Raw genomic sequence first — 17573 nt, 5'->3', positions numbered from 1 at the left:
TTATGCCGCGATCCCCCGGACCGCTGACGCGAGACTGTGAACCTCCTCAATCGTATTGTAGTAATGCGGGGATGCGCGAACGATGTCCGGCAGACCTCTCCGCGCTGCATCTAGCGGTGTACTTGTTGGTGGCGAGACGGATACGTTGATCTTCTGCCTTGCAAGGCTGCACATGACCTCGCGTGCGACTATGCCACGAAGTGTGAACGACACGATTGAAGCGGGACGTTCTCCAAGATCGTGAAGCAACACCCCAGGGACGGCGCCAAGTGCTGCTCGCAATTCATTCGCAAGCTTGCGGCAACGTTGTTCGATCCTCTCGATGCCAATTGAAAGCGCGTAGTCAGCGGCGATCCCAAGTCCAAGCCGCGCCGCATAGTTCGCTTCCCACGTCTCGAATCGTCGTGCGTCGGACCTAAATTCGTAGCGCTCAGGTCCAACCCAAGGTGCACCGAACAGGTCTACCATTGCCGGTTCAATATCCTTCAGGAACTCGTCGCGCATGTAGAGGAAGCCTGTTCCGCGCGGACCACGCAAGAACTTCCGACCTGTTGCCGTTAGCATGTCGCAACCAAGTGCACGGACGTCGATGGGGATCTGCCCAACGGCTTGGCATGCATCCAGCAAATAGGGAACATTATGGGCGCGCGCGATGCGTCCTACGGCTTCAGCTGGGTTCACCAGGCCGCCATTGGTTGGTATCCACGTGATAGCGATCAGCCGGACGCGCTCATCAATCATTCGCTTGAGGGCCTCAGGGTCCAAGGCCTGGTTGGCGTCGTCGGGTATGACCTCGACCCGTGCGCCGGTACGGCGCGCGACCTGCAAAAACGAAATATAGTTTGCCGCAAATTCTGCGGAGGTGGTGAGAATTCGGTCTTCAGGTCCAAAGCGGAGCGAATAAAAGGCGCGCTGCCAGGCCAGAGTGGCACTTTCGGCGAGCGCGATTTCTTCCCGCTTCGAGCCGACCAGTCGAGCTATGCTGTCGTATACGCCTTCGAGGCGCGCTGTGCTCTCGGCGCACGCTTCGTAGCCGCCATTCTCGGCTTCGCGCCGGAGATATGTCACCATGCCGTCCAAGACGGGACGTGGCATCAGCGAGGCGCCCGCATTGTTGAGGTGGATTCGATGCGCAACACCCGACGTATCGCCTCGCAAGCGATCGACCTCGGAATCTGAAAGATCCTCTATCGAGCTTGCGGTTTGCTCTCCGTTATCCTGCACCAGAGATCCTTATTTTCGCGACGCGCCTAGAATGCCAGATTACGAGGCGTTCGCCGCCTTCGATCAGCAAATCTCTTGGAATATGCCTGCCAGCAGAGCCCAAACCCGCCATTTTAGTGTCAACAATGCCCAATTCCGTCATGGATTGCGTCAAAGGTTGCAACAAACGGCTTCGCGGCTCGGCAAAGTACGGTCCGAAAGATCGAACGAACTTGCCAGGAGAATGACCTTGGTACCCCCTTTTGAGGCCGCGGACTCCGCGACAGCGACGCTTGCCACTTCACGGTCTATCCTATTACGCAACCGGTCATCTGGCCTGAAACATGCGGCTTCCTGGTGCGACCGCAACGCGGCAGATGAGCCTCTGCGCCTTCTTCGAGCGTGCCCGCGCTATGCTCCGACCAATTTAATCTCGCTGCCGGGTGCTGCCGAGCGGCTAGGGGTTGGCGGAATATGGATCAAGGACGAGACGCAGCGTCTTGGCATAGGCAGCTTCAAGGGGCTTGGCGGAGCCTATGCCGTGCTGAAGCTCGCTATGCGACACGTCGAAAGGCGGACGGGGCGAGCCATTCTGCCGGCGGAACTGATGGACCCCGGCGTTCGGGCCATGCTGTCCGAACTCACCTTTTCCTGTGCATCTGACGGCAATCACGGTCGTTCGGTATCAGCCGGAGCTCGGCTCATCGGAACGCGGGCTGTAGTGTATCTCCACCACGGCGTGAGCGAAGAGCGTGCCGCACATATAACACGGCTCGGTGCTGAGATCGTGCGTGTGTCAGGAGATTATCACGATTCGGTGGAAGCTGCAGCTAAAGCTGCGCTGCAGGATGGTTGGATTGCGGTCCCGGATACCGTCGGGCCGGGAGAAGATGCCACGGCCTGCACGCTCGTGGTTCAAGGTTACTCGATCCTGACCGATGAAATCATTGCTGCCACCATGGGCCAGCAAAAGCCCTTTACGCATGTTCTGGTTCAAGCGGGCGTCGGAGGTCTTGCTGCAAGTGTCTTCGGCCATGGCTGGGCGCGTGGTCTATTCGGGCCCGATACCCATCTGTGGATCGTGGAGCCGGAACGATCGGCCTGTCTCTACGAAAGCGTGCAAGCAAAGATGCCGGTGCGCCTTCCGCCCGGCCCTGCGACGAACATGTCGATGCTCGAATGCCAAAGCCCATCCTTGTTGGTTTGGCCGATCATCGAAGACCTGACCAGCGGCTACATAACGGTCACCGACGAGGCGGCCGCCGACGCAGTACGTTTGCTCAACGAGGGCATTTTAGGCGATCAGCGTCTTCGCGTCGGCGAGTCGGGAGCGGCGGGATTGGCAGGCCTCTTCAGGGCAGCCGAAGAGAAGGACCGAAAGAGACTTGGGCTGGATCAGTCCGCCAAGGTTCTGCTTTTTGCGACGGAAAGCCCCACCGACCTGTCGGTTTGGAGCGGCAACCAATAGCCAGGAGCAGAACGCTGCCCGTCAGGATACGTCAAGATTGATGCGGGTGGTGAACTTCACCGTCTGCATTGAAACATATGTATTGAACGACTTGACGTTCTTGTCTGGAAAGAATGCTCGCTCGGTGAAAGCCCCATATTCTTCCATCGAGCCCGTGTTGACGACCAGAATGAAATCAGCCGAACCCGTTACATAGTAGCACTGCGTAACCTCAGGATAGGCGCTCATCCGATTCTTGAAGGTGTGGAGAAGATCGAGCTGCTCTTGCTCGAGCGCCACAAGCACGATCGAGGTGACCCGTTTCCCGGTGACCGAAGGCGATATGATCGAGACGTCGGACATGATCGCCCCGTTTTCACGCAATCGCCTAAGCCGACGCAGGCAGGACGTCGGGGAAAGTCCCACGCGCTCTGCCAATTCCTCAGAGGTCTGCAGATTATTCTCCTGCAGCAGCATCAGAAGCTTCAGGTCGAGACGATCGAGGTCAGTGCGCGTGACAGCCATTTAACCTCTCAATTTGCAGTTTTCTGGCATTTTTGGTCGCGAAACGGCGAATTCAGCCACTAGCTTGCCAGATTATATGCACGAAGCCGGGTCGAGCAAGTATTTGCCACTACAAACGGAGCCGCAGATGGTGGATGTAGTCAGACGCAAGCTTCTCCAGGGAACGGCTTTGGCAGGGGGCCTTGCGGCCGCGCGCTCGCTGTTTCCCGCGCCCGCGATTGCGCAAATCCCGAAGGGCACCGGTGAGGTCGTGGTCTACGACGGCGGCGGCTCTTGGGGAGAAGCCAAGCGGATCGCCTATTTCGCGCCCTTCGAGAAGGAGACGGGCATCAAGGTGATAGCTCAACCGCGCACCGACTCGGGAGCGGTGCGAGCGAGCGTGTTGGCTGGCGCTCCCCGATACGACGTGACGATTTTACCTGGCGGCAAGGCCCCGACTTTCGAGCGGGACAATCTTCTACTTCCGATCGACTACGGCTACTTCGACAAGGCAGACCTTGACGCGTTCAGTCCGGTCAAGGTCGGAAAGTTCACCGTGCCCGCGATCATCTATTCGCTGTTCATTGCGTATGATGCGTCGAAGTTTGCATCCAATGCGCCGAACTCGTGGGCGGATGTATGGGACGCCCAAAAATTCGCGGGACGGCGTTCGCTCATGGCCGGAACCTGGGCCTCGGACGGCGGCACGTTCGAAGCAGCTTTGATGGCGGATGGTGTTGATCCGTCGAAGCTCTATCCACTTGATTGGGATCGCGCGTTCAAGAGTCTCAGCCGGGTCAAGCCAAGCATCCTGAAATGGTGGAATACCGGTGCGGAAGCTCCGCAGATGATCATTGATAAGTTGATCACGGCTGGTAGCGCCTGGAACGGTCGGGTTTCGGCAGCCAACGAGCAGGGTGCCAAGATCGGCTACACCTGGAATCAGGGAATGTTGCAGTACGACACCTGGGTGGTCTTGAAGGGCACCAAGAACGCCGACAATGCATTCAAGTTTCTCGCGTTCTCAGCGCGAGCCGAGAACCAGGCGAAGTTCGTCCAACAAATTCTCTACGCGCCACCGAACTCGCGTGCATTCGGCTTCGTGCCGTCTGAAAGGGCAAAGCTCCTGCCGACCTCATCGGAAGCACGGAAGCTGCAATTCGTCCAGGATTACGAATTCTGGAACACCGTGGGCGCCTACGGCAAGGCCAACAATGAAATTGCCGTCGCTCAATGGGAGCGTTGGATTTCCGGCGCACGGTAGGTCAAGATGGTGGATGCGAGTGTGGCCATGCCGCATAGGAGATACACCTTAGGGCGGGCGCGCCTGGTGCCTGCCCTCCTTCTCTTGCCGATCGTAATCCTGTTCTTGATCGGCTACGTCGTGCCGCTTGCGCAACTCGTGCTCAAGAGCCTGCAGCTTGATGGCGCATGGTCGCTCAACAGCTATATCGAGATCGCCAACTCGCCGGCGTTTCTATGGATCGCCCTCAGGACTCTCGCGCTCGCCGCGACAGTGACGACCGTCTGCTTGATCACTGCCTATCCGCTCGCTTATGCCATATCGAAATGCCCGCCGCGCTGGGCGGCGTTTCTCCTACTTATTGTCACGCTTCCATATTTGACAAGCGTCCTGATCCGAACCTACGCATGGATCGTCCTGCTCAGCCCCAACGGGCCTATCAACCAGCTGTTCTTGCGCCTCGGTCTCATCTCCGAGCCGCTGCAAATGGTGTTTAATTCGATCGGCGTCTACATCGGGATGGTGCAGGTCCAGCTGCCTCTCATGGTCTTTCCTCTCTACGCGGTGCTGGCGCGGGTTAATCCAAGCCTTGCAAAAGCGGCACAAAGCCTTGGAAGTCCTCCTACCGACGCCTTCCTGAGAGTCACGCTGCCAGCCTCGATGCCAGGCGTGATCAGCGGCTGCACGCTTGTCTTTCTTTCCAGTCTCGGCTTCTACATCACGCCAGAGCTTCTTGGTGGTCCAGACAGCTATCTGATTGCTCAGGGTATTAGCCTGCGCGTGCTGATCCTCGGTAATTTCGATGAAGCCGCAGCCCAATCATCGATCTTGATGCTGACAGTGATCGCAGTCTTCATCATATTTCGTCAGCGCATCGCGGAAGAGCTCGACGATCGCCCACACAACAACATCTCTCCGATCGGCACCTCGACATCCGGCCTCTCTGCACAGTGGCCGATCCTGGAATGCGTGACTGCGATCCTGCATGGTCCGTCGTTGAGGTTGCACGAGGCGTTCACGATCATCCGCCGGCCATTGCTGTACGTTGTTGCGGCGTCAACGCTGCTCCTCCTGATATTGCCATTCATGGTCGTGATTACTCTTGCATTCAGCGATGCACCATATCTCACCTTTCCGCCTCCTGGTTACTCACTGCGCTGGTTCTCAAGTCTGCTCAAAAATACCCAATGGCTCGATGCACTAAGCTTCAGCCTGAGATGGGCAGGGCTGTCCGCTCTCTTGAGCGTGGCTATTGGTGTTCCTGCTGCCTTCGCTCTCGTGCGGTACCGCTTCTCTGCGCGCGTGCCAGTCTATCTTCTCTTGATCTCCCCGCTGATTGTTCCTCACGTCGTAATTGCGGTTTCGTTGTTCTTTGCTCTCGCCGGATCCTCGTTGATCGGCAATCCGCTGGCGTTCGCCCTCAGTTATACGATCATCGGCGCGCCTTATACGGTCATCGTCATGATCGCGGGACTCAAGCGCTTCAATCGCACACTCGAGTTGGCTGCCGCGAGCCTCGGCTCGAGCCCTCTTGTGACGTTGAGAACAGTGACCCTTCCATTGCTTTTGCCGACGCTAGCTAGCGCAGCAATCTTCGCGTTCATCGTGGGGTTTGATGACGTCGTGTTCGGTCTATTCCTTAGCGGACCTACGGCTACGCCTTTGCCCATGAGAATGTGGGATAACATCCGCCTGGAGATAAGTCCCCAGATCGCAGTCATTGCCGTTCTGTTTCTCGCCGCACTTGCGCTCCTCCTGCTGGTGCGGCTGTTCGTAGGCTTGGTCGTCCAAGGCCGCCGGCCGCAGGAAAATCTCCATCCTTGAGGGGAAAGAGTAAAATAAAGTGTGCTTCTAACAATCTGCATCCTATCGAGAAAGCCAATGACGCCTTTCGTGAAGCTGTGCACTCAACCCAATCTGGGGCAAGCTTTCGTAATTGCAACGGAGCATCGATCATGAGTCGCGATCTCACATTCTCCGTCGAGGAGTACAAGCGTCGATATGACGCTGTTCGAAGGTTGATGGCGGAGCGTCGTCTTGACTGCATCGTCTTCGATGAACCTGAGATGATGTCGTGGCTCTCGGGCTATACGGTCTCTGAGAATCTCTGGCGTGCGTGCATCGTGCCGGCATCGTCCGAGCCGTTCCTGCTCGTGCGCAAGCTAGATATGCCCCCGGCGCGGCAGCGCACGTGGATCGATAAGATTGTGGGCTTTGGCGACTGGGACGACCCGCTGGCGCTATTGGTCAGCACCTTGCGAGAAACGGGCTCGGCGCCTGTCCGGATCGGCGCCGAGTTTCAATCGAACTCGTTTACGATCCAAAGATTCCAATCGCTTCGCAAGCTCTTGCCGGACTCGGAGTTTTGTGACCTTGAGCGTTCGGGATGGGATCTCAGGCGATGCAAGTCGTCGGAAGAGATCGCACATATGTCCCGAGCGGGGTCGCTCCTGGACACGGCCTTCGAGGCAACTGTCAAGGAAGTGGCAAGCGGCAAGAGTCAGCGTGATGTCGCCGCCGCTGCCGCTGCCGCCTACTATCGGCTTGGGTTCGACGATGGCTTTGTTGGGCCTCTTAATGTCGGGTCGGGTTGGGATTCGCTGCATGGGTTCCTCGCAGAGCGGCCGCTGGCCAACGGCGATATCGTTCATATTGAACTGTTGCCGCGCTTGCGTTTCTATACGGTGCGGATCATGCGCTCTGTCATCGTTGGGCAGGCAAACGACGAGCAGCGAGCTGCAGCCCAGGCACTGATCGCGCTACAGGATCGCCAAATCGCCGCGCTACGGCCTGGAGCCATTGCCGCTGACGTTGACCGCATCGTGCGCGAAGGCGTCGTCGAGGCCGGGTTGCGAGAGACCTACGATAACATCACCGGTTACACGCTCGGTACCGCTCCGCTCGTGTCCCAGCACACGAGTGACCTATATCGCTGTTTCACGCCTCATTCAGACTGGGCCATCGAGGAAGGAATGGTCTTTCACATGTACACGTCCGCCGCTGGTCTTGCCTTCAGCGAGTCCGTCGTGGTGACCAGTTCTGGCGGTAAGCGATTGACTTCAATACCGCGCAAAATATTCGAGACGGAGCCGAAATGAGCGTCAGCACAGCGGTGGCGAACGGTAAGGCAATGGCTGGTGTCGCTGCGGCGAACAGCCAACGTGGCTCCGTCTCGGTCAAGTCGTTGACCAAAATGTTCGGTCCGGTCAAGGCGGTCGACGACGTATCATTGTCCGTTCAGCCAGGCGAGTTCGTAGCCTTGCTTGGATCCAGCGGGTCTGGAAAATCGACCTTGCTGATGATGATCGCCGGGTTCGAAGCGTCGTCGTCCGGTGATATCACGCTCGACGGCGTACGCATCAATGACGTTCCGAGCCATCGTCGTGGCTTCGGCATGGTGTTTCAGAGCTACGCCTTATTTCCCCATATGACCATCGCGGAGAACATTGCTTATCCGCTGCGGCGCCGAGGCTTACGTGGCGGAGATATTGAGCGTGAAGTCGCAAAAGCCCTGAAGCTCGTTGCGCTTGACGGATATGGTGCGCGACTTCCCAGCCAGTTGTCGGGAGGACAGCAACAACGTGTCGCTTTGGCCCGGGCTCTCGTCTTCCGTCCGCCACTGTTGCTCATGGATGAGCCGCTCGGGGCCCTTGATCGCAAGCTCAGGCAGCAACTCCAAATGGAGATCAAGCTGATCCATAAGGAGGTTGGTAGCACAATCATCTTCGTTACCCACGACCAGGAGGAAGCGCTGTCGATGGCCGACCGCGTCGCTGTGCTCGAGCAGGGGCGCTTACAGCAATGTGGAACACCGCGTGAGCTATACGAGCAGCCGGCTACTGCATTTGTCGCGGGGTTCATAGGCGAGATGAACTTTCTGCCAGTCGAGTTGCGGCATTCGGGAGGAGAGGTGTGTGCCCGTAGCGCTGATCTCGGACTTGAGATTGTGCAGAAAGACACTCAGGTGCTCACGTCGGGCGATCGAGGGTTGCTGGCCGTTCGCCCGGAGTATGTCGATCTGACACCCGACGAGCGCGCCAGCGCGATGGTTTTGGAATCTGCCTACACGGGCACGAACCAAAGCGTGCTCGTGCAGGTGGGGTCCGTTCGATTGACAGCCCGGACTTCGGTGAGCCCCGGACGGCCGCTGCTCCAATCCGGTCAACTTGTCCGCGTTGAGATCGAGGCTGCGCATACCCGCGTGTTTCCGGCTGCCGGTTGAGCTCCCTTTGGTGCAAGGAGCTACCCGAAATGAGCCGGAACGCTGCAATCTCACGCGCGAGAAACCATCTCGATTCTGGGGGCTTCGAGGCAGTGCTCTCGCGGCTCGTCGCCATTCCTTCCGAGAGCCAGAATCCGGAGCGAAGGCTTCAGATTGCTGAGTATCTCGACGAACTCCGCTGCATGCTTGAAGAGCTCGGCTGTGATTGCCAGCATCTGACTGCCGCAGGCGCGGATTTCCTGTATGCGGAGCGCAAAGAAGATGGAGCATTGCTGACGGTGCTCGGATATGGGCACGGCGATGTGGTTCGAGGAATGGACGAATCCTGGGCCGCCGGAATGTCGCCTTGGCGCCTCGCGAGGCTCGATGATCGCTGGTATGGCCGTGGTGTCGCAGACAACAAGGGACAGCATGCCATCAATCTTGCGAGCCTCCGAGCTGTCCTCGAGACGAGAGGTCGACTGGGGTTCAACCTGAAACACCTCATCGAGATGGGCGAAGAGGTCGATTCGCCCGGCCTTCGCGAACTGTGCACGACGCACCAGAAACTTCTGCGTGCCGATCTTTTCATGGCGTCCGATGGCCCACGGTTGTCCGAGCATCGGCCTACGATATTCCTGGGCTCGCGCGGATGTGTCACATTCGACATTTCAATTAACGCGCGGGAGAGCGCATATCATTCGGGCAATTGGGGCGGTCTGCTTTCCGATCCTGCAATCCAGCTTGCGCATGCACTGGCCACGATGGTCTCGCCGAGCGGTCGCATCCTGATTCCAGAATGGCTTCCAAGTGGGCTGCCTGATTCCATCCGGAGGGCGCTTGCCGATTGCGTTGTTGACGGGGGACTTGGCGAACCTGAGATCGATCCGGCTTGGGGGGAGCCGGGACTGACCCCTTCAGAGCAGGTGTATGGCTGGTGCTCGTTTGATGTCCTCGCCATCAGTTGCGGAAATCCACAGGCGCCGATCAACGCCATTCCGCCGAGTGCATGGGCGCGCTGCCAGCTCCGCTTCGTGGTCGGCGTTGATCAAGAGGACGTCTTGCCGGCGCTTCGGCGACACCTCGTGAGTTCCGGTCTCGACATGGTCCAAGTGACTCCAAGCCCCAGCGATGGTGTTTTTCTTGCCACGCGCCTCGATCCTGAGGATCCCTGGGCTAGGTGGGCCCAAGCCTCGATTGCCCGGACGACGCAGAAATCGCCGGCAATCCTGCCCAATTTCGCAGGATCGCTTCCGAATGACATCTTTGCCAACGTGCTGGATTTGCCCACGTTGTGGGTCCCACATGCCTATCCTGGCTGCCGGCAACATGCAGCCAACGAGCACATGCCGATCGGGCTCGCGCGTGAAGCTCTGGAGGTTATGGCGGGGCTGTATTGGGATCTTGGTGAGCCAGATACCCTACCTTCAGTCCGGCGAGGGTGAAATAATTGGCTACTCTTTGCTGGCACCCGCGGCCCTTTGCCGGGTGATCGCTTTTCTGCGAAGGCCCTTGCGCATTTTCGAAGTACCGCTTCCCGACTGATACGCCAAGCTCCGTCAAGGTGGCCCTGAGCGCCATCTTTGAATTCGGACGCTGAAGGGGCAAAGCACATGGGTGACGCATCGGACCATCATGGCTCCGGCCGCAAGACTTGCAATTGCTCGTACCTGGTCCGGCTCAGCCGGGCCTCGAGGCTGCCGTCTCGAACCGGGTGTTCGGCTCCCATCCCGGGGCGCGAGCGGTTCATGCGAAGGGAATTGCGCTGGAGGGGAGTTTCACGCCGAGTGTCAAAGCGTCTACCGTCAGCAAGGCGCCTCACCTGCAGCGAAAAGGAGTTCCTGTTACGGTGCGGTTTTCGAACTTTGCTGGAATTCCCGACATTCCGCACAATCAGAGGGCTGACCAGCCCCCGCGGACTGGCAATCAAGTTCAGGCTGCCTGACGGCACGGACAGCGATATCGTGGCCCACTCATTCAACGGCTTCCCGTCGCCTACGGCCGATGATTTCCGCGACTTGTTAATCGCGCTGGGAAGCAGCGGACCGAAGGCGAGCAAACCGACGCCGCTCGATAATTATCTGGCTACCCACCCGATCGCGAAGGCATTCCTGACTGCACCAAAGCCAGCGCCCGTGAGTTACGCGACGCTGCCATACTATGGCGTAAACACGTTCAAGTTCACAAACGGAGACGGCCAGGTGTCGCTATCAATTTCTGCCAACGGCCGGCGCTCACTATCTGAGCGACGGCGAAGCGGTCAACAAGGCCGGTAATTATTTGAGTGCGAAATCAGGACTCGCACGGACCAGGGGCCGGTGAACTTCAAGGTGATGCTTCAAGTTGCCGCCGCCGAAGACAAGCTCGACGATCCATCAATCGCCTGGCCCGATACTCGCCAGGTTGTAGAACTTGGCACGATTTCGATAACGAAAGTCGTGCAGAATAACGACGCTGCACAGCAGGAACTGCTGTTCCTGCCAAATGCTCTTCCATCCGGAATTGAAGCGCAGGATCCGATGATCGATGCGAGTTCGGCGGCCTATCCTGTCTCTTACGCCCGGCGGCACAAATAGCGGCCTCCAGTGAAGCCCTCGCTGTTCGGTTCAGGCGATCTGATCGGTGAGGGCTTCGAGATGCCGATTTTCCGCTGACGCTGGAGGGCCCAGACGGCTTGCCTTGGGGAATTGCGCAGTTTCCTCAATATCCGGTCGTCTTGGCTTTCTTTCAGGATCTCCACGATGCAAGTGTCGCTTGTGCGCCCTCATTCATCACGGTCAAAACGCGTTGAACGGTTGGAGCACCGAGTATAAACGGGTTCGGGCCGTTCACGGTTTTCGCCGCAAGCTTGTCAAGGGCGCCGTCATAGCCATTGTGGTTTGAAATGAAGACTTCAACGCCTTGGCGCTTTGCGACCTCCCGAGTGCGCGCGGTCGCGTCGGTATAGGCTTGCAGACGTTCGGGTTTCTTGCCGAAATTGAAGGACGTGCCGCCCCACAGCAATGCGCGATGCTTCTGAGATCCTGACAGGACGTCGAAGATTGGCGAGATCGTGCCCATCGTGTGTCCGGGCGCAATTAGGATGTCGATCGTCGCCTCGCCGAAGTGACCTTGTCTCCATCGACCACCGACACATCGCGCTTCGGTGGCCTGCCCCAGAGTGGGGTGTCGAATTCAAGCTTCGTTTCCATCATTGTCCAATCGATGTCGCTCACAATGCGCGATTTGTATTTTTGTACGAAGTAGTTCGCGCCGCCGTAGTGATCTCCGTGCCCGTGCGTGACGATGATGGTTTTCACCCTGGCCGGATCCAGCCCGAGCGTTTTCAATCCGCCTTCCACGATTCGCTCAGCTTCTTCTTCATTGTCCATAGCATCGATTAGGATAATGCCGTCGGAGGTCGTGATCGCCCAAGTGCTTACCCACTTGCTGCCGACAAAGTAGAAATTGTGGAAGGCTCTCCCCGGAGGTGGCGCCGGGACCTTCATAAGCGCCTCGAGATCAGGCACCGGCTGGTTGAAGTTCGGATCTGCCGATCTGCCGAGAGCGAGATAAGCGCCGAGATCCGAGCCTGCAGCCTCTTTTGCCGCTGCGAGATGCTGCGCTACGTCAGGCGAGGACGTCTGCGCGAGTGCGTAGGGCGACGCGGCGAGCGCAACGCAGCAAGCGCAGCCCATCTTCAGTAGGGCGGGCCGACCTTTCATCAATTCGGCCGAGATCTCTTCGGCACGAAACAACGAGACTGCTGAGCGCTGGAATAGCTTCATATCGTCCTCTTGGTGCCGCGATGATTATCGCGGCCGGCTCTGCCCAGATCATCACTCCTCAATCACTATTGTCAATCCAAGCGAGTGAGAGACTAGCTGGACCTTCCGATTGCATAGTTGGTTTCCAGTAGCGCCTGCTCGCCCGCCCGCGGGCGGATTCTCAAGCTTGACCTGACTCGCAGAGAGACCGTTGCAGCGAGTATTCCCAGGACACCAACTCCACATACGCGCGCAGCTTATCCACCGTGAGTTTCTTACCTGTCCATGATCGTGCGGATTTTGGAGGGCTGTCGTCCTTCGCGCGGTAGCCTAACAGTTATTGGCATCGACCCGCGAAACCGAAGCGGGTGTCAAACATCCATCGTCAGGTCACTCCCGCGACCTTCGGAGAGGTCACTGTCGGAAGCATCAGGATCGCCAGGACCTCTGAGAAACACGAGCACGCCGATCTAGTCGACGCCGAAGTGGGACGGCGAGACGGCCTCACGCCGGACGCGGGCGCATATGCTGAACGCCGCCGCAGCGCTCCAGCGCTACATTGAAGACTGCCTCAAGCCCGTCGAAGGGCCTGAGCCCGACAATCTCTGATAATGGGTGACCTGAACCGCTCTCGTCGCACGGCTCGAGCGCGTTCCTGATCTAACAGAGCTAATTCCCGCGTGACTGGGCATGCGCAGGTAGCAGAGCCGGTGGGCGTAGAGGATAGCGCCGCGGACAGCATATTGTCGCGCTGGACACGATTAAGCAGCGGAGTTCCGGCGCGTGAGTGGGCGAGCAGCCGCTAAGGCAGCGTCAGGTTGAGGCACGCGATCGAACAAATTGCGAAAAGGAGAACGTCAAACGGATCGATGCCTAGCCCGCAGCAATCCACTTGCGCAGGCCATCGATGGTGCGGAATCCGTCGGCGGCGTAGCAGCGGATGGACGGCTGAGAGGCGCGCATCATCTCTGCCAGCGCATGGCCAGGGCCAAGGTCCAGCACCGCGGTGACGCCCAGCTCCGCGAGTGCCTCCAGCGTTGCCGCCCAGTCGATGGGATGCGCGACCTGGTTTGCCAGTTTCGCCGTGGCATCTTCGGCCGAAAAGATCCGTTCGCCGTCGCCGCCGGCAAGCAGGATGCGCTGACTTGCGATGGGCGTATGCCTGCTGGCTTCGAACGCCTGCTGCAGCGGTTTGCGGGCCGATGCGAGCCTTGACGTGTGCGAGGCGATCTTCACGGCGAGAAGGCCCGCGCGCGCGCCTTCCTTGCCGGCGTCGTCGCAGAGCGCGATGAGATCGCGCTCCGCGCCTCCGATCATAACAAGAAGATCGGGGTTCCGGATCGCGATCTCGCAGCGATGTCTTGCAAGCAGAGGTGCGAGCGCAGCCCGGTCGAGCCCGCGAACATAGCCGAGGCGGCCATCGGGCCCAGCGCTTTCCATCAGCCGCGCGCGGATATCCGTGAGCCGCAGGGCTTCGCTGGTGGTCCAGATCCCCGCGATGCTCCAGGCCGCCATCTCGCCGACGCTATAGCCGGCGACGGCAGTTTGCTCGATCAGGAGATCGGCGATGCAAGCGTGGGTCGCGAGCGTCGATGTGACGGTCAGGATCTGGCTGGTGTGATTGACGGCGAGTTCATCCGCGCTGCGCGTCCTGATGAACTGCCGCGGATCTGCGCCGAGAAAAGCGGTTGCCGCGGCGAAGATCGGCTCGGCTGCGGGCTGCTCCGCGACAAGATCAAACATCCTGTCCGAGAGCGTACCTTGTCCGCCGCAGAGCAGGGCCAGCATCAGACTTCCAGCCGATCGACGAACAGCGCCATCGCGAGCAGGTCCGCGGAGCCGCCGGGACTGAGATTGCGGGCGACGAACGCACGATGAATCTCAGCCGCGCGTCTACGCCATCCTAGAGACCCGACGCCGCCGGCGGCAAGGAAGCTGGAGGCGCTCTCTTGCGCGAAGCGCAGTCCCTCGGGCCCGCCACGATGCAGCAGGTTGGTGTCGGTGACTTCGGCGATCAGTCTCATGCAGGTCTGGACGCGCACGGCTTCCTCGTCATGGGGCGCAAGCTCGCGCGCGGCATGCAGCGCGGGCAGGGCGATAGCATACACCGATGGAAAGCCGTCGGCGGCTTCCGCCCTTGCGCCGCCCGCGCCGTAGCGCCGTCCGGCCACGGCGCCATGGCTGCGCAGCGATACCAGGCCGGACAGGATGTCGTCGCCCCAACGCTCCGAAACCAGCCGGCCGAGGGATCTGCGGATGCCGACGGCGTTCCGGTATCCGGCCGCGGCGCAGAGCAGACCCAGCCCGAAGATCGCGCCGCGGTGCGTGTTCACGCCATGTGTTGCGGCCAGCATCGCGCGCTCCGCGGCAACGCCGATCGCGCGCAGCCGGTTCATGCCCGCGCCCTCGGCGCCGGCGGCGGCGAGCTCGCCGAAGAAGGGCATCAGGGTCTCGGCGCTCAGGCACAGCAGAGCGGCATCCATGTCGCGATGCGCGCCGTTGTCGACATGGCTGACGAGGCCGGGCTTCGGATAGGTCTCGACTTCGAGCTTCAGAGCGAGCGATGCGAGATGGCCAAGCCGCTCCGCATCAAGCGCGCGTCCCGGCCGTGATTGCCATCTGAGCGCAACGGTCATGATACGGGACCTGCGAGGAAGGCCGCGCGCGTCGTCGTGGTCACGCCTGTCGACCCCTTTACGAGGACTTCGTCCGCGTCAGTGCCCGTCAGTTCGCGCCATTGAACCCCGCCCGCGGGACCGACGATTTCGCCGTCCAGCCGCATCGGCGCCTGTTTCGCGATTCCCGCGATGTCGGACAACAGGGATGCCGGCTGCCTTACCGACGACAGCGGCCAGAGCAGATCGAGATCCGAACTGTCTGTGAGATAGGGCAGGCCGGTGAGGTGCTGCCAGGCGAGGCTGCCGTAGCTGCGGGTCTCCGGCAGAAGCCGGACGAGCTTCTCGATCGTTGCCTGCCAGGCCTCAGGCGCCACGGCGGCGGCGTCAGCCAGGAGCGGCGGCGGCGCGGAGGCGACGATATCGGCTGCGGCAAGCGAGACCGCGATGCGTCGTTTGCCGTGGCTCGGCGGCAGTGGCAGACCGAGCGGAACGAGGTCCGCGGTATCGCTGCAGGCCGGCCGGCGAACGATGAGGGGACGACCGGCGTCCGCCCAGCCTGCGACGATGGGCTCGCTGGCGAGCTCGGGATAACGGTTCATCACAGCGGTCCAAGCCGATGCGGAAGCCTTCACCATGCTGTGGCGCGCGAGGGCTTCAGCCATGTTGCGCCCCCTGATGCGAGGCCGCGGCGCGTGCAACGCGCTCGGCAAGCTCGGCGGCCTTGCGCCGTCCGCCGCGCTCGGCGCCGAGCCGGCTGCGATCATCCTGTCCCTGTGGCCGCCGCAGCACGGCGGCAAGCTGTGGCGCCAACGGCGCATCCGCGTCCCAGACGATTTGAATGCCGCCGGTCTTCACCATGTTCTCGAGCCCCGGCGCGAACACCGGTGTGGTCTCCGCCTTGGCCTTGAGGACGTCGATCGGAAGCTTGGTGACCCGGGCCATGGACGGCAGGTCCATCACCGCGGGATGCGCGCCGGCCAGCGCCACCAGCGTGCCGGTGGCGAGCGCGGTGGCAATGAACGCGCCGGCGGCGCTGCCGCCATAGAGCAGGCCGACAGTGCGATGTCCCTCGGCTTCCGCCAGCAGCAAGGTCTTGGCGAGATGCGACAGATATTCGCTGAGGCCGAGCAACTCGTCACGCTTGCTCATGCGCTGGCTGGCGGAATCGACCAGCAGCAGGATCGGCGCCCGATCCCCCGACTTGACGATCTCGATCACGCGTCCCGCGAGCACGATGGCTTCGTCCACGCCGAGCGGCTGGCCTTGCGTGACGCCGAGCACGTGGATCGGTCCGCCGTCGGGCTGGACCGCTTGTCCCGCGATCAACACACCCGTGGTTTCGATCTTGGCACCGTTCGGGAACAGGCCGGCCAGGATGTCATCGAGCGTCATCGGCGTTCTCCCTGTGGGCAGCCGCGCGAAGGAACGCGCCGGTCGGAAGTGCGGGAATATCGGTTGGATTGTCGATGCCGAGCGCCTGCCAGATCTCGATGGCGTCCTCGGCCTCGCCAAAACGCTGCAGCCGCCGCTCAAGGCGCGTCTGTTCGGCTGCGAGCGCCGTCACGTCGCATCGTCTGCCGGCCTTGAGCGCGTTGATCGCCGCCTCGCGGAATGCCAGCGCCTCGTCGTCGACGAAAATGTCGGCGCCGCCGATGAGGTAGCGATGCTTGCCGCCCATGCTGCGCCAGACCAGCGCGCGATCGCGCGAGTCGAATTCCTCGATGCCCTTGTTGGTCTCGATCACCTCGGGACCGCTGACGCTGAGCCGCCCCTGTTCGGAGATGATCAGCTTCGAGCAGGTGCCTGCGATCAGGCTGCCGCCGCCATAGCATCCGGCGCGTCCGCCGATCAGGCCGACGACGTTGACGCCCGCGCGCCGCGCCTCGATCACCGCGCGCATGATCTCCGCGATTGCGAGCTCGCCGGCATTGGCCTCCTGAAGCCGCACGCCGCCGGTGTCGAACAGGATCACCAGATCCTGCTTGAGCGCGCGCGCGGCGCGCAGCAGGCCGGTGAGTTTTGCGCCGTGGACTTCGCCGAAGGCGCCGCCCATGAAGCGTCCCTCCTGCGCGGCAACGAGCACGGGCGCGCCGTCCAGCCGGCCGCAGCCGATGATGATGCCGTCGTCGAACTGCTCCGGCAGGTCAAAGATCGAGAGATGCGGGCTGATCTCGCGCAGCTCCGGGCCGATGAATTCGGAGAAGCTGCCGGCATCGACCAGCGCGTCGATGCGCTGCCGGGCGCTCGCCTCGTACCAGCTCAGCGAGACATCATTGGCTGTGACCGCTGTCATCGTTCCGGCTCCTCGATCTTGCGGACGCCCTGGGCAAGTCGCAGCGCGACCGTGTCCGGCGGGGCGCCGCCGTCATTGATGGAGATGCGCAAGCCCCCGGCAGAGCGGCGGGCGACGAAGTCGCGGACCACGGCGTCCCAGACCGCGCCGAAGCCGTGGGCGGCGGTGGCGATGTTGATCGTGCAGGTGTCGGCCGGGACGCTGCGTTCCAGCAGCACTTCGAGATTGCCGGAGGCGACGACGCCGACGATGGCCTGCGCGCGGCTACCGCCGGCGGATTGGGTTGCAGTCAGTCTGAAGCTGAGCTTTTCCATGCAA

Annotated in this window: 17 protein-coding genes; 7 read left to right on the top strand and 10 right to left on the bottom strand. The window is 60.8% G+C overall.

Features of this window, described 5'->3' with window-relative positions; genetic code table 11:
- Window positions 1–1191, bottom strand: a complete 1191-nt coding sequence (locus GGD62_RS26445) for an aminotransferase class V-fold PLP-dependent enzyme (RefSeq protein ID WP_409333967.1) — start codon at window positions 1189–1191, stop codon at window positions 1–3.
- A gap of 64 nt (window positions 1192–1255) precedes the next feature.
- On the opposite strand from GGD62_RS26445, the gene GGD62_RS26440 reads away from it, so the two are divergent.
- On the top strand, window positions 1256–2671 hold the full coding sequence (locus GGD62_RS26440; protein ID WP_183711047.1) for a diaminopropionate ammonia-lyase: 1416 nt from the start codon (window positions 1256–1258) through the stop codon (window positions 2669–2671).
- 21 nt (window positions 2672–2692) lie between these two features.
- Here the strand turns inward: GGD62_RS26440 and GGD62_RS26435 are convergent, their stop codons facing one another.
- On the bottom strand, window positions 2693–3175 hold the full coding sequence (locus GGD62_RS26435) for an Lrp/AsnC family transcriptional regulator (protein WP_183259636.1): 483 nt from the start codon (window positions 3173–3175) through the stop codon (window positions 2693–2695).
- Window positions 3176–3302: 127 nt separating this feature from the next.
- On the opposite strand from GGD62_RS26435, the gene GGD62_RS26430 reads away from it, so the two are divergent.
- The 6 genes from GGD62_RS26430 (at window position 3303) to GGD62_RS40945 (ending at window position 11174) form a co-directional block, all read left to right on the top strand.
- On the top strand, window positions 3303–4418 hold the full coding sequence (locus tag GGD62_RS26430; protein ID WP_183711045.1) for an ABC transporter substrate-binding protein: 1116 nt from the start codon (window positions 3303–3305) through the stop codon (window positions 4416–4418).
- Between the two features lie 27 nt (window positions 4419–4445).
- Window positions 4446–6221 carry an ABC transporter permease subunit gene (locus GGD62_RS26425; RefSeq protein WP_246800304.1) on the top strand — a complete coding sequence of 592 codons (1776 nt, stop codon included), beginning with the start codon at window positions 4446–4448 and terminating at the stop codon, window positions 6219–6221.
- A gap of 131 nt (window positions 6222–6352) precedes the next feature.
- Window positions 6353–7495, top strand: coding sequence for a Xaa-Pro peptidase family protein (locus tag GGD62_RS26420; protein WP_183711041.1), 1143 nt, complete (start codon window positions 6353–6355; stop codon window positions 7493–7495).
- Entirely contained in the window at window positions 7492–8619 is a 1128-nt protein-coding gene (locus tag GGD62_RS26415) for an ABC transporter ATP-binding protein (RefSeq protein ID WP_183711039.1), read from the top strand. Before GGD62_RS26420 ends, GGD62_RS26415 begins: the two co-directional genes overlap by 4 nt.
- 29 nt (window positions 8620–8648) lie before the next feature.
- Window positions 8649–10043 carry a M20 family metallopeptidase gene (locus tag GGD62_RS26410; RefSeq protein ID WP_183711037.1) on the top strand — a complete coding sequence of 465 codons (1395 nt, stop codon included), beginning with the start codon at window positions 8649–8651 and terminating at the stop codon, window positions 10041–10043.
- 873 nt (window positions 10044–10916) lie between these two features.
- Window positions 10917–11174, top strand: a complete 258-nt coding sequence (locus GGD62_RS40945) for a hypothetical protein (RefSeq protein ID WP_246800296.1) — start codon at window positions 10917–10919, stop codon at window positions 11172–11174.
- Between the two features lie 151 nt (window positions 11175–11325).
- Here GGD62_RS40945 and GGD62_RS26400 read toward each other — a convergent pair whose 3' ends face one another.
- The 8 genes from GGD62_RS26400 to mdcC form a co-directional block, all read right to left on the bottom strand.
- Complete coding sequence (locus tag GGD62_RS26400; RefSeq protein ID WP_183711035.1) at window positions 11326–11658, bottom strand: hypothetical protein; 333 nt, start codon at window positions 11656–11658, stop codon at window positions 11326–11328.
- A 17-nt stretch (window positions 11659–11675) separates the two neighbouring features.
- Entirely contained in the window at window positions 11676–12365 is a 690-nt protein-coding gene (locus GGD62_RS26395) for an MBL fold metallo-hydrolase (RefSeq protein WP_183711033.1), read from the bottom strand.
- 852 nt (window positions 12366–13217) lie between these two features.
- Window positions 13218–14132 carry an ACP S-malonyltransferase gene (locus tag GGD62_RS26390; protein WP_183711031.1) on the bottom strand — a complete coding sequence of 305 codons (915 nt, stop codon included), beginning with the start codon at window positions 14130–14132 and terminating at the stop codon, window positions 13218–13220.
- On the bottom strand, window positions 14132–14980 hold the full coding sequence (mdcB, locus tag GGD62_RS26385) for a triphosphoribosyl-dephospho-CoA synthase MdcB (protein WP_183711029.1): 849 nt from the start codon (window positions 14978–14980) through the stop codon (window positions 14132–14134). The genes GGD62_RS26390 and mdcB overlap by 1 nt, the downstream gene beginning before the upstream one ends.
- Window positions 14977–15624 carry a malonate decarboxylase holo-[acyl-carrier-protein] synthase gene (mdcG, locus tag GGD62_RS26380; protein ID WP_183711027.1) on the bottom strand — a complete coding sequence of 216 codons (648 nt, stop codon included), beginning with the start codon at window positions 15622–15624 and terminating at the stop codon, window positions 14977–14979. Before mdcG ends, mdcB begins: the two co-directional genes overlap by 4 nt.
- Complete coding sequence (mdcE, locus tag GGD62_RS26375; RefSeq protein ID WP_183711025.1) at window positions 15617–16354, bottom strand: biotin-independent malonate decarboxylase subunit gamma; 738 nt, start codon at window positions 16352–16354, stop codon at window positions 15617–15619. The genes mdcG and mdcE overlap by 8 nt, the downstream gene beginning before the upstream one ends.
- Window positions 16341–17255: a biotin-independent malonate decarboxylase subunit beta gene (locus GGD62_RS26370; protein ID WP_183711023.1), complete on the bottom strand. Its 915-nt coding sequence runs from the start codon at window positions 17253–17255 to the stop codon at window positions 16341–16343. The genes mdcE and GGD62_RS26370 overlap by 14 nt, the downstream gene beginning before the upstream one ends.
- Window positions 17252–17569, bottom strand: a complete 318-nt coding sequence (gene mdcC, locus GGD62_RS26365) for a malonate decarboxylase acyl carrier protein (RefSeq protein ID WP_183711021.1) — start codon at window positions 17567–17569, stop codon at window positions 17252–17254. The genes GGD62_RS26370 and mdcC overlap by 4 nt, the downstream gene beginning before the upstream one ends.
- Window positions 17570–17573: the final 4 nt, after the last annotated feature.

It is taken from the genome of Bradyrhizobium sp. ERR14, assembly GCF_014198235.1.
Classification (GTDB): Bacteria; Pseudomonadota; Alphaproteobacteria; order Rhizobiales; family Xanthobacteraceae; genus Bradyrhizobium.
The sequence above is the reverse complement of the archived record's forward strand: the minus strand, read 5'-3'. Positions and strand labels throughout refer to the sequence as shown.

What these genes read in the sequence shown, in the direction of transcription:
- GGD62_RS26400 (WP_183711035.1), bottom strand. Translation starts at nt 11,658, where the DNA reads ATGGGCACGATCTCGCCAATCTTCGACGTCCTGTCAGGATCTCAGAAG.
- mdcE (WP_183711025.1), bottom strand. Translation starts at nt 16,354, where the DNA reads ATGACGCTCGATGACATCCTGGCCGGCCTGTTCCCGAACGGTGCCAAG.
- GGD62_RS26410 (WP_183711037.1), top strand. Translation starts at nt 8,649, where the DNA reads ATGAGCCGGAACGCTGCAATCTCACGCGCGAGAAACCATCTCGATTCT.
- GGD62_RS26420 (WP_183711041.1), top strand. Translation starts at nt 6,353, where the DNA reads ATGAGTCGCGATCTCACATTCTCCGTCGAGGAGTACAAGCGTCGATAT.
- GGD62_RS26440 (WP_183711047.1), top strand. Translation starts at nt 1,256, where the DNA reads ATGCCAGATTACGAGGCGTTCGCCGCCTTCGATCAGCAAATCTCTTGG.
- GGD62_RS26430 (WP_183711045.1), top strand. Translation starts at nt 3,303, where the DNA reads ATGGTGGATGTAGTCAGACGCAAGCTTCTCCAGGGAACGGCTTTGGCA.
- mdcC (WP_183711021.1), bottom strand. Translation starts at nt 17,569, where the DNA reads ATGGAAAAGCTCAGCTTCAGACTGACTGCAACCCAATCCGCCGGCGGT.
- GGD62_RS26395 (WP_183711033.1), bottom strand. Translation starts at nt 12,365, where the DNA reads ATGAAGCTATTCCAGCGCTCAGCAGTCTCGTTGTTTCGTGCCGAAGAG.
- GGD62_RS26425 (WP_246800304.1), top strand. Translation starts at nt 4,446, where the DNA reads ATGCCGCATAGGAGATACACCTTAGGGCGGGCGCGCCTGGTGCCTGCC.
- GGD62_RS26435 (WP_183259636.1), bottom strand. Translation starts at nt 3,175, where the DNA reads ATGGCTGTCACGCGCACTGACCTCGATCGTCTCGACCTGAAGCTTCTG.
- mdcB (WP_183711029.1), bottom strand. Translation starts at nt 14,980, where the DNA reads ATGACCGTTGCGCTCAGATGGCAATCACGGCCGGGACGCGCGCTTGAT.
- GGD62_RS26370 (WP_183711023.1), bottom strand. Translation starts at nt 17,255, where the DNA reads ATGACAGCGGTCACAGCCAATGATGTCTCGCTGAGCTGGTACGAGGCG.
- mdcG (WP_183711027.1), bottom strand. Translation starts at nt 15,624, where the DNA reads ATGGCTGAAGCCCTCGCGCGCCACAGCATGGTGAAGGCTTCCGCATCG.
- GGD62_RS26390 (WP_183711031.1), bottom strand. Translation starts at nt 14,132, where the DNA reads ATGCTGGCCCTGCTCTGCGGCGGACAAGGTACGCTCTCGGACAGGATG.
- GGD62_RS26415 (WP_183711039.1), top strand. Translation starts at nt 7,492, where the DNA reads ATGAGCGTCAGCACAGCGGTGGCGAACGGTAAGGCAATGGCTGGTGTC.